Annotated in this window: 10 protein-coding genes and 1 pseudogene; 5 read left to right on the top strand and 6 right to left on the bottom strand. The window is 58.3% G+C overall.

The genetic code is table 11. The features are described from left to right. Positions 1–78 precede the first annotated feature (78 nt). Positions 79–1779, top strand: a complete 1701-nt coding sequence (locus KORM41_RS08060) for an amidohydrolase (RefSeq protein WP_068143252.1) — start codon at positions 79–81, stop codon at positions 1777–1779. Between the two features lie 44 nt (positions 1780–1823). Here the strand turns inward: KORM41_RS08060 and KORM41_RS08055 are convergent, their stop codons facing one another. Together KORM41_RS08055 and KORM41_RS08050 are read right to left on the bottom strand one after the other, a co-directional pair. Then, positions 1824–3257: a dicarboxylate/amino acid:cation symporter gene (locus tag KORM41_RS08055; RefSeq protein ID WP_068143251.1), complete on the bottom strand. Its 1434-nt coding sequence runs from the start codon at positions 3255–3257 to the stop codon at positions 1824–1826. Between the two features lie 145 nt (positions 3258–3402). Next, a complete protein-coding gene (locus KORM41_RS08050) occupies positions 3403–5460 on the bottom strand; it encodes an alpha/beta hydrolase family protein (RefSeq protein WP_068143249.1) in 2058 nt (685 codons plus the stop codon). A 187-nt stretch (positions 5461–5647) separates the two neighbouring features. Here KORM41_RS08050 and KORM41_RS08045 point away from each other — a divergent pair, with 187 nt between their 5' ends. Beyond that, on the top strand, positions 5648–7258 hold the full coding sequence (locus KORM41_RS08045; protein WP_068143247.1) for an EAL domain-containing protein: 1611 nt from the start codon (positions 5648–5650) through the stop codon (positions 7256–7258). A 4-nt stretch (positions 7259–7262) separates the two neighbouring features. Beyond that, positions 7263–7475, top strand: a complete 213-nt coding sequence (locus tag KORM41_RS08040) for a hypothetical protein (RefSeq protein ID WP_068143245.1) — start codon at positions 7263–7265, stop codon at positions 7473–7475. Here the strand turns inward: KORM41_RS08040 and KORM41_RS08035 are convergent. The 4 genes from KORM41_RS08035 to KORM41_RS08020 all read right to left on the bottom strand — a co-directional run bounded on the left by KORM41_RS08035 (position 7472) and on the right by KORM41_RS08020 (position 12844). Then, complete coding sequence (locus tag KORM41_RS08035; RefSeq protein ID WP_231727043.1) at positions 7472–8320, bottom strand: hypothetical protein; 849 nt, start codon at positions 8318–8320, stop codon at positions 7472–7474. The genes KORM41_RS08040 and KORM41_RS08035 overlap by 4 nt on opposite strands. 336 nt (positions 8321–8656) lie before the next feature. Continuing rightward, positions 8657–9964, bottom strand: a complete 1308-nt coding sequence (locus KORM41_RS08030) for a 2OG-Fe(II) oxygenase (protein ID WP_068143241.1) — start codon at positions 9962–9964, stop codon at positions 8657–8659. After that, positions 9965–11767, bottom strand: a complete 1803-nt coding sequence (lepA, locus tag KORM41_RS08025) for a translation elongation factor 4 (RefSeq protein WP_068143239.1) — start codon at positions 11765–11767, stop codon at positions 9965–9967. It abuts the gene before it with no gap. An 84-nt stretch (positions 11768–11851) separates the two neighbouring features. Then, positions 11852–12844, bottom strand: coding sequence for a 2-hydroxyacid dehydrogenase (locus tag KORM41_RS08020; RefSeq protein ID WP_068143237.1), 993 nt, complete (start codon positions 12842–12844; stop codon positions 11852–11854). A gap of 116 nt (positions 12845–12960) precedes the next feature. On the opposite strand from KORM41_RS08020, the gene KORM41_RS08015 reads away from it, so the two are divergent. Further along, positions 12961–13476, top strand: coding sequence for an SH3 domain-containing protein (locus tag KORM41_RS08015; RefSeq protein ID WP_068143235.1), 516 nt, complete (start codon positions 12961–12963; stop codon positions 13474–13476). A gap of 157 nt (positions 13477–13633) precedes the next feature. Next, a pseudogene (locus KORM41_RS08010) lies at positions 13634–15012 on the top strand (hypothetical protein); the annotation flags it as partial.

Genomic DNA, 15012 nt, shown 5'->3' with positions numbered 1-15012 from the left:
GCAAGGGTGGACTAACCCTTTCTCTTGACACTCCTTTTTGCAGCCATAGCATGATGGTCTCAGATCAGGAGATGCACCATGCGCCCCATCAGACTATTTGCCACCCTTTTTGCCCTTGTTGGCACTGCCGCAGCAGGTGTGTTCGCGCAGGATACAACAAATGCACCCGCCGCCACGCCTGTCGCCGACATGGTCATCTGGGGCGGCCCCATCTACACCGCAGATGACGCCAACCCCACGGCTGAAGCCGTTGCCATCAAGGGCGGTGTCTTCATCCATGTCGGCACCCGGCTTGAAGCGGAGGCCCTTGTGGGGGACACTACCACTGTGCTGTCGCTCGACGGCGCAGCCCTTTATCCGGGCTTCGTGGATGCCCACGCACACCTGCACGGCATCGGCGAACGCGAACTGACGCTGAACCTGGAAGGTATTGATTCTCTCGAAGCCGTGAAAAAGACGGTTGCCGACTGGCGGGCGAAAGAACAACCAAGCGTGCTCGTGGGACGCGGCTGGATTGAAACCCACTGGCCGGAAAAACGCTTCCCAACACGCTGGGACATCGACGAAGTGGTCGGCGACATTCCGGTGATCCTGACCCGGGCTGACGGCCATGCCGTTGTTGCCAACTCGAAAGCGCTTGAGATGGCGGGTGTTACAGGTGAGACCGAAGCCCCTTATGGCGGCGAGATCATCAAAAACGCTCTTGGGGAACCCACAGGCATGCTGGTCGATGCTGCCATGCCGCTGGTTTACGGCCTTGTTCCCGCCCCCACCCAAGCAGACGTTGACCGTGCGCTGGTGACCGGTGCGAACGTCTATGCCCAGTATGGCTGGACCGGGCTTCACAATATGTCCGTGCCCATGACACGAGTGGAAGCACTTGAGCGCCTCGCGGACGCTGGCGATGTGAAAATCCGTGTTTATAACGCCATTGAGCCAGAGGATGCCCCAAGCCTGTTCGCCTCCGGCATGCGCCAGAATGCGGACGGCCGCATCGTCACCCGCACCATCAAGCTTTACATGGACGGGGCGCTTGGCTCCCGCGGGGCGGCGCTCCTCGAGCCATACAGCGACGCCGCGTCTTCCGGCCTTCTCTTGACTACCAAGGACGAAACCATGCCGCTTCTGCGCCAAGCGCTCGGCTCTGGTATCCAGATCGCCATGCATGCCATCGGGGACCGCGGCAATCGCCTGGTGCTCAATTGGTTTGAAGAAGCCTTTGAGGATGTGGCTGTGCCAGAGCGCGCCATTGCAGACCCGCGCTGGCGCGACGAGCATACCCAGATCGTGACCCCGGAGGACCTGCCGCGCTATGCTGAACTTGGCGTGATTGCGTCCATGCAGCCAAGCCATGCGATCGGCGACCTGCATTTCGCACCGGACCGGTTGGGTGACGACCGGCTCGTGGGCGCATATGCCTGGTCAAGCCTCATTGCAAGCGGCGCCGTGGTTGCCGGCGGGTCAGACGCGCCTGTTGAACGCGGCGATCCGATGATTGAATTTTACGCTGCTGTTCACCGCCATGACCTGAAGGGTTTCCAGGGTGAAAACTGGCACGCGGAAGAAGCGGTCACCCGCACTGAAGCGCTGAAGATGTTTACCCTGTGGCCTGCCTATGCCGCTTTTGCTGAAGACCGGCTCGGCAGCATCACCGTGGGCAAGGATGCGGACCTTACGGCCTTCGACCGCGATATCATGACGGCAACCCCGGCGGATATCCCGAAAACCAAGGCCATCCTGACTGTGGTGAAGGGCGACGTCGCCTATATGGCGGAATAAAGACCTATCGAAAGACGAGAAAAAGGCGCCGCAGGGCGCCTTTTTTAATGCTTGGTGATGATGATGTCTTCGCCGGTTTCGCGGCGGATACTTTCGCGCCGGGCTTCGGCTGCCAGTTCCATCTGCAGCGGCCGCGCACCGCCCACCCAGCGGTCCATCACGGTGGAGGCCACCATATCGCCGGTGACATTCAGCATGGTGCGGCACATGTCCAAAATCCGGTCCACCCCCATGATCAGCACAATGCCCTCAACCGGAATTCCAACAGATGTAACCACCATCGAGAGGATCACAATCCCCACCCCCGGCGTGGCGGGTGTGCCGATGGAGGCCCCAACAGACGTTAGGACAATAAGCAGATAGCCAGAAAGGCCGATATCGACACCGAACACTTGCGCCAAAAATACGGCAGCCACGCCCTGGTAAAGTGCTGTGCCGTCCATGTTGATGGTGGCCCCGATGGGCACGATAAACTGGCTGATGGAGGGCCGGACATCCAGCTTGTCTTCCGCCGTGCGGATCGACAGCGGCATCACGGCAGCCGAGCTTGAGGTGGAAAAAGCCAGCAGCAGCAGCTCCCTGATCTGGCCCACAAACTCAATCGGGTTCCGGCGCGCCACAAGCGTGACAACCGTCATATAGAAAAGAAACAGCACGCCAAGCCCCGCCAAAACCGTCAGCACATAAACGGCCATGCCGAAAAGGGCATCAAACCCAATCTTGGAGGTCAGCTGTGTCATCAGGCCAAAAACTGCGAATGGCGCCAAAAGCATCGCCCAGCGCACAACGGTCATGCACACCGCCTGCAACGACCCAAGAAGGTCAAGAAGCGGCTTGGCCTGCACGGGTTCCATCAGCACCAGTGCCACGCCCACAATCACGGCAAACAACACCACCTTCAGCATGTCCATGTCCGTCATGGCGACAAGCGGGTTGGTGGGCAGGATACCCAGTATCTTCTCAGGTATGTCGCCGATACCGATGATCTCAGCCGATACGGGCGCAGAGACCTGCGGCAGGCCACCAAGCGTGGCGCGCACGGTTTCAGCGTCTACATAATGGCCGGGCTGGATGACCATCGCAGCCACCAGCCCGATGGTGATGGCGATCGCCGTGGTGCAGATAAAATAGGGCACGATGCGCATGCCAAGGCTTCTGAGCTGTTCCATATTTTCGCTGGCTGCCAGCCCGCGGATGACGGAAGCGAAAATCAGCGGAATCACGATCATCTGAATAAGCGCCAGGAACAGATGCCCCGGCAGCGCCACCCAGCTGACAATGGTGGCGGAAATGTCGGCTGGCACCAGACCGGCTGTCGGCCCGAGGCCATAGCCCAGCACAAGCCCCGCGATCATGCCGATCACCACCTGCAACCACAGCCGACCCCGCACCAAGATGCGCAGATAGCGGCTCAGATATTTCAGCGACCGCGGGTGTAGCATCTCCACCGGCTGGTGCGCCTGTTGCTCTCCTGCCATCGGTTCTCCCCCGGTATCGGCTGGTGCGTTCGACCAATCCTTGATTGGCAGGGCTTTTATGTCAACCGGCTGGGACCATCGGCCGCATTCAACATATAAAAAGGGCGCCGAATGACGCCCTTTCCTATTCCTTATGCCTCAGCCGCTAGTCGGCTTCGGCTTCCGGTTTGTATTTGTCAAACCAGGCCAGAATGTTACCGATCTTCTGCACCAGGTTAGACGGCTTGGCAGCGATACCGTGCCCAGCGCCCGGGATGCGTACCATCACGCTATCGACTTTCTGAAGCTTCAGCGCCTGGTAATATTGCTCAGTTTCCGACATGGGCGTGCGGTAATCCTCTTCGCCGGTCAACAGCATGGTTGGTGTCTTCACATTGCCGACAAGGCTGAGCGGTGACCGTTTCCAGTAGTTTTCCTGGTTTTCCCATGGGAAGCCGTCGAACCAATATTTGGTGAAGAAGGGGCTGAAATCGGCGGTCAGCACGAAGCTGGTCCAGTTGATCACCGGCTTGGCCACCACGGCTGCGCGGAAGCGATCTGTCTTGCCGACAATCCAGGCCGTCAGCACGCCGCCGCCGGAACCACCCGTGACATACATCCGGTCTTCATCGATATAACCTTGGGCGATGACCTGGTTCACCGAATCCATCAGATCGTCATAGTCGTTCGACGGATAGTTCTGGTGAATCTCATTGGCGAAAGATTCGCCATAAGAAGTACTGCCCCGCGGGTTGCCGTAGACCACAACATAGCCGGCAGCGGCATACCCCTGAATTTCGGCGGAGAACTGCGGGCCATAGGCCGTGTGCGGGCCACCGTGGATTTCCAGAAGCAGCGGGTATTTCTTCGACGGGTCGAAGTCAGCGGGCTTGGCGACCCACGCGTGTATCTGGTGTCCGCCAACGCTGGCTGGGAAGGAAATCTCCTCCACGCTCGCCATCGCGCGGTGGCCTAGCACGTCGCCGTTCAGGTCTGTCAGCGTGGTGACATTCGATATCCGGTCCACCACCGCCAGGTCAGCCGGGCGATCGGTGCGCGACTGGGTAAAGACCACGCGGCCATCAGCCGTGGCCCGGAACGTGCCGCTGGTGTAGGGGCGACCCAGCGTGGTGCCGCCAACCGCATCGGTCATCACGCGGCCACCGCCCACCAGGTTTACATAAGCCACCAGCCTCTTGCCGTTATTGTCATAGCTGTAGAAGATGCCGCGGCCATCGGGCGCCCATTGGATTTCACCGATACCGCGATCAAGCGTCGGCAACAGGGCGCGGCTGCCGCTGCCGTCTGTATTCATGACATAAAGCTGGGCATTCTTGCTGGAGAGGCCATCATCGTCGAAGCCCAGGTAGGCGACCAGCTTGCCGTCCGGCGAAATCTGGGGCGCAACGTCCGGACCTTTGCGGTTCGTCAGGGTCGTGATGTCACCCGAAGCGACGTTCACGCTGTGGATTTCGGATTCACGGCCGTTGAGCTCCCACCCTTCCACGCGGTTGGCGGAAAAGATGATATTCTGCGAATCAGCGGTCCAGGCCAGCGCGCCGCCGTGGTTATAGTCACCGCTTGTTACCTGACGCGGGGTGCCGCCGTCAGCCGGCACCACAAACACATGGGTAAAGCCGCGCGGCAAATAGCCTGCGCCGTCCGCCCGGTAGGTCACCCGGTCAACCACCTTGGCCGGCCCAGCCCAAGTTGCCCCCTTCGGGGCGGGTGGCAGGCTATAGAGCGGTTTGGCGTCTGTCGGCACAAACATGGTGAAAGCGATCATGCTGCCGTCGGGCGACCAGGAAAGCGACCCGGGGCCATACTGCAGGTCGGTCACACGGGCGGTCTCCCCGGTATCCAGCCAGCGCACGTAAATCTGGTTCTTGCCTTCTACGGACGACACATAAGCCATGCGGCTGCCGTCTGATGAGAAACGCGGCATGCGGTAGCTGGCCTTGCCCGACAGCACTGGGCGGTGACCGCTGCCATCCAGGTTTACACGCCAAATATTGGACCGGGTGCTGTCTGTCATGATATCGAGCGACCGGCGCTCATACACAACAGCCTCACCGTCCGGCGTCAGCCGTGGGCCGGTGGCATATTCCAGATTGAAAATGTCTGAAAGTTCAAATTTTCTGGCGTCTTCATCGGCTGCCGCAGATATCGGTGCCATGACCGCAGCGCACAGAAAGCCCGCCGTGAGTGTCCCCGTGATACGCATTTCTTATATCCCCTTGTCAGTCAGGTAAATTCGTTGTCCGAAAACCTAGCAGAGCTTGTCCTTGCATCACAAGCGCGATAAGTTTTTAGTGGTTTCATGATAAATCCTTTACCTTTCCCGAATAGCAATAGAAGGAAGGGGGTAGGAATTTTTCGCAGCACAAGCTGCGACGCCAAACAGGAACGCTATGTCCGGCCCTATTGAAGAAATCAAAAAAGAACGTGAACGCTTCGTCGCCTTTGCTTTTGCCGCTGCCGAGATCTTTTTCGAGGTCAACGACAAAGGCAAGATCGTTTTCGAGGGTGGCGCCACAGAGCGCGTGGGCACAGACGCAGGCAGCCTGATTGGTGAACCGATCATCAACCAGATCGATGAAGACGACCGCGATGTCTATGCGGCGCTTCAACAACATCTGAACCACAAGGGTAGAATCGGTCCAATTCCGCTACGTTTCATCTCGCATGGTGGCCGCAGCCTGGCGCTTCGGCTGTTTGCGCTGAAGATGCCCGGCGATGACAGCCACACTTTCCTGGCGCTTCGGGCCGCGCCCCTGGGCGGCGGCGGTACGGACAATATGACCGATCCGGAAACCGGCCTCTTGCAGCGCGACAGCTTCATGGAACTGGCGGCGCGCACCATGAAAGACAACCCGGTCGGCAGCAATCTTTATATGACAGCTGTCGAAGTGGAAGGCATCGAGGATGCCAAGAAGAAGTTCGGCCCCAAATATATGCGGACGCTGCTCAAGCAGGTGGCCGCGCACCTCAAGACACTTTCGGTGGACGGCGAGATTGCCGGGCAGATCGGCGACAAGCATTTTGCTTTCCTGCACCGCACCAAATCGGACGGATCGCACCTGGGCAGCACCCTTGAGCATGTTGATGAAAACGTCACGCTGAAGACCGCCTATTCAACGGTGGCCTCCGACATCCCGAAAGAAGGCACCGAGGACCAGGTATTGAGGACCCTCACTTACGTGCTGAACCAGTTTGTAAAAGACCCGGGAGCAGTGGATTTCGAATCGCTATCCACGGCCTATGAAGATATGGCGTCCGAAGCCCAGCGCCGCGTGGTTGGCATGCGCCATATGATCGAGACAGGGACTTTCAAGATGGCATTCCAGCCGGTCTATTCGCTGTCGACGAACGAAGTGCATCACAATGAAGTGCTGAGCCGGTTCGACGACCGCATGGGCGACCAGAGCACGCTGGATATCATCCGCTTCGCCGAAGAAGTGGGTATCATCGAAGAGTTTGACATCGCCCTGTGCCACAAGGCGATCGACTATGTGAAGAAGATGAAGAAGCTGGGGAACCCGCTGACGCTTGCGGTCAACATCTCAGGGCGGACGCTGGACAACAGCCGCTATACTGACCAGCTGATGAAAGAATTTACCGCCGGCAAGGATGCCTCCCGCAATATCCTGGTGGAGCTGACCGAAACAGCCGCCATTGAGAATCTTGAGAAGGTTGAAGCCATCCTCAATGACCTGAAGGCCATGGACTACCGCATCTGCCTGGACGATTTCGGCGCAGGGGCGGCGGGCTACCAGTATCTGCGAGCCTTCAATGTGGACTATGTGAAGATTGACGGTTCCTATGTGGAAGACATGAACACACCGGGTTACCGGCCAACTTTCCTTCTGTCGATCGTGCGCCTGTGCAATGACCTTGGTGTCAAGACCATCGGCGAACACGTGGAAAACCGCTTCCAGGCAGACTTCCTGCGTTCGCTGGGAGTAGATTTCGCCCAAGGCTTCCATTTCGGCAAGCCCGATTTCTCACCGCAGACAGACTAGCATTATGTCAGTTAAAGAAACGATTATCGGCCTTGCAGCCTGCGTACTGGTTTGGGCCTTCGGCTTTTGGCGCGAAAAGAAACACGAGCTGGGCACGGTCTCCCTGGTGCCGCCTTTCTATATCCAGTTCCTTGGGATTGTAGGGTTCTTTGTCTTTGCCGCCCACCTGATCGCCATCACCACAGGGCTGGACTGGACCCCGCCTTTCCGGCGCTAGTCTTCCCGACGTCCGTCTTCTGGTTGTGCATCTGCCCCCAGAATCTCGACATTCATCAGTTGCGGGGCGCTGGTCTCAAACATCCTGAGACCAAGAGACCGATACATTGCCGCCCAGAAACGTGACCTGTAGAACCGACGTTTACCGCGCTTGCCACGGGCAATGAAAATACCTGACGGGTGCTTGTAGATATTGGCCGCAACGCGCGTGCTTTCCTTCAGCAGCATATCCTTGATATCGCTTGTGGCCTGAATCGTGTGCCGTGCCATGGGCTTGACCTTGCGCCGCTGCCGCTCCTTGGTGGTGCGGCGGCGCCACATCTTGAGCCACACCCCTGCAATCAATATGAAGATGGCCAGCAGAACCGCGAACATCGCCAGAATATACCAAAGGTTCAAGCCGTCCCCCAGTTGCAGGCGCTCAACGGTTTCGTCGATCGCCTGATCTGCCGTCAGGCGCGAATCGGATTCCATCTCACCCGAGGCCGAAAAGCTGTAGATCAACCCGTCGCGCCGGTCGAGCGCCCCAAGAATGCCGTTACCGCCATAAACTGCCACATAACCGTTCGACGCCACGGTCACCCCGTAAAGCGGGTCCCCACTGCATTTTGCCTTGATATCCAAGAGATTCGGGCGCGAAACAAAAACCTGATAGTCAGTCACCCGGGTACAGCGGAATCGGTACACCTGAATCACTTCGGCAAGCTTGAGCGCCACGGCCGCCGGGGGCGAGCCCCGGTTGACACCCACATAAATGTCATGTGCGAGCTGACGCGGATCGGCCCCATCGCCTTGTATCTGCGCGACGGCATGCGGAGCCAGCACAAGCGTGCCCACCAAAGACATTGTCAAAATGATCAACTGAATCAAACGCATACCAGACCTGCCGTTGTTATCAGGGCTTATTCAAAGTCATCTTCGGGCTACATGCAAGAGGAAGGCGCATCAATCGGAAAAAAGCTGCGTGCATAAAAAAGCGGAACCGCAATCGGGGGAGGACATGCGGTTCCGCGCGACACAGTCAGATCAAGGGAGCTATTAGGCTGTATCAGCACCCTCTTTATAGAATGAAGCCTGTTAACAACCGGTAAACAGAGTCTCGAAAAATCAAAAAGTTGGAATCTGGCGAAAAAATTTTTCGTTTGTCCCATATCAGGCCTATCAAGAAAAGAGCAAAAGTCCTTAAAATTGATAGCTTTTTTCCCTGATCCATTTGGAAGCGATCCACTTCACCCCAGCCGTCACAGGCGTGCTTTCATGCAGCGATTGTTCGTCAATTTCACCGTCTGCGAGTACATTCTGGAACACAATTGCGTCACCAACGCCGCCTTTGTGAGCGAATCCGGCGCGGACAAAACTTGTGCTGCCACCCTCATAACCGTCATTCAGGTAAATCAGTACCGTCTTTGGCCGCTGGCCGCTGCGCTCAAGTTCCGCATTCTGGCCGTCAGCACCCGGGACCAGGCAGTCATAGTGCGGGCCGTAGTACATGCCGGGTTGATAGTAAAGCACGCTCAGCATCTCACCATGGTCAGGCGCAACACCTGCGGCGGCGCACATGCGCGCCCCGATGGCATGCAGAACAAGGTCCAGGTCTGCGGGCCAGAAGGTCATATTGTAGGAATGGCGGTATGGATCGGCGCGCAGCTCGCCCGAGTTCGGGTCCACCACCCGCGCGGGCGCAAGGCTTGGCGCGGACGAGGCGATGATATGCTCGCACAGGCTCGGCCCGATAAGGCCGGGTACCGTTTCCACATGCGGGCGATCCAGTTCCACTTTTGCCTGCGGGCGCGCAAGCGCTTCTGGCGCAGTCGCGAGGTCAGACAGGATATCTTCCGGAATTTTCGGCAGCTCCGTTGGCTCAGGCAGCGCCGCGGCAGTGGCGCCTTCAAAGCGCACCAGAAGGTTGCCGGCAAGCGGGTGGCCAAGCTGGCGCCCTTGCATTGTCCACTGTTTGGCAAGCCCGGCTTCAATGGTGCCGTCCCCCTTCAGGTGACGGCTGACAAGCTGCATGGCTGCGATAATATTACCGCGGGTTGCAGCCGCCAAAAGAAGCGCTGTATTGAGGTCATCTTCAAATCCATATAGCTCGCGCAACAGCGCCAGCTCCGCCAATGCGAGCATATGGCCCTTGCGTGCACCGGTAACCAGAAGCGCCACAGCCGCCGGCCAATCCGCATCACAGCCATGGCCCATGGCCTTCAACACAGACAGCAGCCGCATGGACGCTTCGTGATCCTTGGCCGCAGCCTGGGCTAGAACCTGAACGGCGTGGCTGACATCGCGGTCAACCATATGGCCCGAGAGCATGAAGTTCGAAAGCGTGAACCGGGCATCAAGGTGACCAGCGGTCGCGGCCTGGCGCAGCATTTTGATCGCGGCGTCTTTCTGGCCTTCGCCAGACAGGTAGGCTGCCATCTTATATTGGGCGTCAGCGTCACCCGCCTTTGCTTGAGCCGCGAGCTTCTGGATATCGATGCCTTCAACCACCTAGTTTTCCCGCATCTTGAGCGCAGCGATAAAGGCGTTGTGCGGGATTTCCACTTTCCCGTACATGCGCATCTTCGCCTTACCCTTCTTCTGCTTTTCCAGAAGCTTTTTCTTACGGGTAACGTCACCGCCGTAACATTTGGCCGTCACGTCCTTACGCATGGCAGAGATGGTCTCGCGGGCAATCACCTTGCCGCCAATAGCCGCCTGGATCGGAATTTTAAAGAGCTGGCGCGGGATCAGGTCCTTCAGGCGCTCACAAAGCGCCCGGCCCCGACCTTCAGCCTGGCTGCGGTGAACCAGCATCGAAAGCGCGTCCACTGGCTCGCCGTTCACCAGGATCGACATTTTCACCAGGTCGGATTGCTCATAGCCGTATAGGTCATAGTCAAAGCTCGCGTAGCCGCGACTGACGGACTTCAGCCGATCATAGAAATCATAGACCACTTCGTTAAGCGGCAGGCGGTATTTCAGCATCGCGCGTGTGCCGGCGTATGTCAGGTCTTCCTGGATGCCGCGCTTGTCTTCACAGAGCTTCAGCACAGCACCCAAGTGCTCATCCGGCACCAGAATGGTGGCGTTGATCCAGGGCTCTTCGATATGGTCGATGCGCACCACATCCGGCATGTCGGCCGGGTTGTGCAGCTCTACCATTGTGCCGTCGGTCTTATGGATCTTGTAAATCACGCTCGGGCTGGTGGTGATCAGCTCAAGGTCGAATTCCCTGAGCAGGCGTTCCTGAATGATCTCCAGATGCAGCATGCCAAGGAAGCCACAGCGGAACCCGAAACCGAGCGCCGCGGACGATTCCATCTCGAACTCAAAGCTGGCGTCGTTGAGCCTGAGTTTCTGCAGGGCGTCGCGCAGGCGTTCGAACTCACTTGTATCAGCCGGGAACAGGCCACAGAATACGACCGACCGGCTGGGCTGGAAGCCCGGCAGGGCTTCAGTGCACGGCCTGGCGACATCGGTGATGGTATCACCCACATGGGTGTCGGCCACTTCCTTGATCGACGCTGTGATAAAGCCCACTTCGCCGGGGCCGAGCTCCGGCACGATTACGCCCTTGGGCGTAAACACACCAACACGCTCGATCTTGTGTTCGGCATCTGCCGCCATCATCTTGATGGTCTGGCCCTTCTTGATCTTGCCGTCGATCACACGCACCAGCACCATCACACCCAGATAGGCGTCGTACCAGCTGTCCACCAGCATGGCCTTCAGCGGCGCGTTTGGGTCACCTTCTGGGGCTGGCAGCTTTGTTACAATAGCTTCAAGCACATCGTCGATACCGATGCCGGATTTGGCGGAACATTCAACGGCCTCCGTGGCATCAATGCCGATCACGTCCTCGATCTGCTGGCGCACGCGGTCAGGTTCCGCGGCAGGCAGGTCAATCTTGTTCAGGACCGGCACGATCTCGTGATCATTCTCGATGGCCTGATAAACATTCGCCAGCGTCTGGGCTTCAACGCCCTGACTGGCGTCCACCACCAGGATAGAGCCCTCGCACGCGGCCAGGCAGCGGCTGACTTCATAGGCAAAGTCAACGTGGCCGGGTGTATCCATCAGGTTCAGGGTATAATTCTGGCCGTCCTTGGCCTTATATTCCAGCCGCACGGTCTGCGCCTTGATGGTGATGCCGCGCTCGCGCTCGATATCCATCGAATCGAGAATCTGCGACTTCATTTCCCGGTCGGTCAGCGCGCCGGTATTCTGTATCAGGCGGTCAGCAAGCGTGGACTTGCCGTGGTCAATGTGCGCAATGATCGAAAAATTGCGGATATTCTTCTGGTCGGTCATAACCGTTTCTAACTCATACTGTGACTGTTGTTGGCCCCGATGGGCAACGACCGCACATCAGGTGCGGTCGACATTGTTTCTATTTTAGCTCGGGATTACCCGATCTGGCGGCCGGTGGCCGTCTGCGTAGGCGCGGATATTGATCAGCACCTTCTCGCCCATGGCCATGCGGGCCTCAACGGTTGCTGAGCCCATGTGCGGCAAGAGCACAACATTGTCGAGCTCCAGCAGCTTCGGGTTGATCTCGGGTTCCTGTTCGAACACGTCAAGGCCAGCGCCTGCAATACGTCCCACCTCAATCAGGTCCGCCAAAGCTTCCTCGTCAATGATCTCACCGCGGGCGGTGTTGATGATCACGGCGTGCGGCTGCAGCTTTTTCATGCGTGTGCGGTCCAGAAGGTGGTGGGTTTTATCTGTCAGCGGACAGTTGACAGACACGAAATCCATCCGGCTGAGCATCTCATCCAGATCATCCCAATATGTCGCTTCAAGTTCCGCTTCCACGTCTTCCGGCAGGCGCGTGCGCTTATGATAGTGCACAGCCATGTTGAAGGCCTTGGCACGACGGGCAATCGCAGAGCCGATTCGGCCCATGCCGATAATGCCAAGACGTTTGCCCTGTATGCGGTGCCCCATCAGGAAGGTGGGCGTCCAGCCGGTCCATTCACCTGCACGCAGGATTTTTTCGCCTTCGAAAAGGCGGCGTGGCACGGACAAAAGCAGCGCCATGGCAAGGTCTGCCGTGTCTTCCGTCAGCACGCCCGGCGTGTTGGTTACCACAATGCCTTTTTCATGCGCTGCCTTGGTGTCAATATGGTTCACACCGGCACCGAAGTTGGCGATCATCTTCAGGTTCTTGCCTGCCGCCGCAATGACTTCCGCATCTACATTGTCGGTCACCGTCGGCACCAGAACGTCCGCCGTCTGCACAGCCTTCATGAGGCCTTCCTTGCCAAGCGGCTTGTCCGCGAGATTGAGCTGCACATCAAAAAGCTCCGCCATGCGGGTTTCGATATTGTCCGGCAACTTGCGCGTGACGACAACCTTGGTACGCTGCCGGTTTCCTTTTTGAGCCATGGGCCTTCATTACCTTTTTCAGAACCACGAGACAGAGAGCTTGCCTCAGACCATGCGCATCTAGTACCAGAAGGTGGAGGCCAGTTCAAACGCCAAGCGACGGGGAAAGGGGTGTAATGCTGCGCTTTTTGTCGATTTTGATACTTTTCAGCGGGATTCTGTCGCAATCCCTGCCTACACACGCCCAAACGGCAAGTGAAACGCCACGCGTCGGTGAAAGCGGTCAGCCCTTGCCGCGGCTGATCTCGCTCGCCGCCAGCAAGGCTTTCATGCGCACCGGCCCCGGTCGCCAGTACCCGATCCTGTGGGTCTATGAGCGCACCCGGTTGCCGCTGGAGGTGATCGACGAGCACCGCGCCTGGCGCAAGGTACGCGACCATGAGGGCACGACCGGATGGATGCATGTGTCGCTTCTGTCGTCCCGCCGGACAGCCATGATCATCGGCACCACCCGCAAACTCTATGAAGACCCGAGCCCCGCGTCCCCCGCGCGCCTGATCGCCGACGCAGGCGTGATCGGAGAAGTGCAGGCCTGTGACGGAATCTGGTGCCGGCTGGAAATAGATGGCACGGAAGGCTGGATCGAACGGCGGTACCTTTGGGGCGTTTACGAGCGCGAAATCATTGATTGACCCTAGGGCCTCCGATCCCTGAAAATTCTACATAAATTTTACAACACTTATAAATTAAGTGTTTGTAATATTTGACGTTTTCTTAATTGCCCACCTACAAGATGTGCCTTCAGGCAAAAACATAGCCGCCTAAACAGGCACATAGTAGGAGGCACACGTGATCACATCTATTACCCCAACGTCACCGTTGGCGGCCAGCACTGCTGGCATTTCCCCAAAAGCACATGACGACGAAAATGATGTCAGTGATGAGACAATCGAAGCCCTTAAGGCCGAACATGAAGCCCAGTGGGAAGAACTAGAGGCCCGGCAGGAACAGGAACATGCTGACCTCGACGCCCAATGGAATGAGGCCATCAATGCCCTTGAGGCCGAACATGCGGCCGAGTGGGACGCCCTGTACGAAGAAAAGCACGCCGCGCTCGAGGCACTAGCCGCCGAACAGGAAACGGAAACCACGGCGCTTGCAGAAGAGCATGAGGCAGCAATGCTTACCCTCAAGGAGCAGCTGGACGCAGCCTATGACGCGCTTGATGCTGCCCTGTTCGCAGAATGGGAAGCCCTTGAGGCACAACTGGCTGACGAATGGGCCGCAGCCGAGGCGGCAGGCACCGCCGATGATGCCCTCGAAGAAGAACAGAACGCCCTGAGGGCCGCTCAGGAAGAAGACCATGCAGCCCAACTGGCTGAGTTCGAGGCAGACTATGAGGCGACTATCGCTGATCTTGCCGCAGCTCAGGAAGAGGAATGGAATGCCCTTGAAGAGGCGCATGAAGCCGAATGGGATGCCCTTGAAGGTGACCTACATGGCCGGATTGATGCCCTAGACGAAGAACAGAATGCAGAATGGGAAGCGCTGGAAGAAGCCAAGGAGGCGGACTATCAGGCGCTGGAGGAAGCCCACGAAGCCGAACGCGACGCCCTTGAAGCTGCGCAGGACGCAGAATGGGAAGAAGTCGTGGGCGATGGAGACGACGGGGATGACGGGGGTGACGACCGCGTCAAGGGCAGCCAGGATGACGACACCATGGCTGGCGGCAGTGGCGACGATACGCTGTCCGGCTTCAACGGCAACGACACCATTGATGGTGGCGACGGCGACGACTTCATCTGGGCCGGGTCTGACGCCAACGGTAATGACAAGGCCTATGGTGGCCAGGGTGACGACATTATCGGTGGTGGCGGCGGCCATGATTTTCTGATCGGTGATGGCGACGGCGCCGATGACGTGGAAGGCGACGACACCCTCTTTGGCGGTGCCGGAGACGACACAATCGTCGGCGGTTCATGGGTTGACCTGAACCAGAACGGCATCGTCGATATAGATGACTTCCTGCCTGATGACAGCGGCCCAGGCGCCAATGACGACGGCGGTGCCAACGACGACGGTGGTGCCAATGATGACGGCGGTGCCAACCACGACGGTGGTGCCAATGACGACGGTGGTGCCAATGATGACGGCGGCTCCAATGATGACGGTGGCGCCAATGATGACGGCGGTGCCAATGATGACGGCGGTGCCAATGATGACGGCGG

It is taken from the genome of Kordiimonas lipolytica (assembly GCF_001550065.1).
Note: the sequence above shows the minus strand (reverse complement) of the source record. Positions and strands in the feature narration are given on the sequence as shown.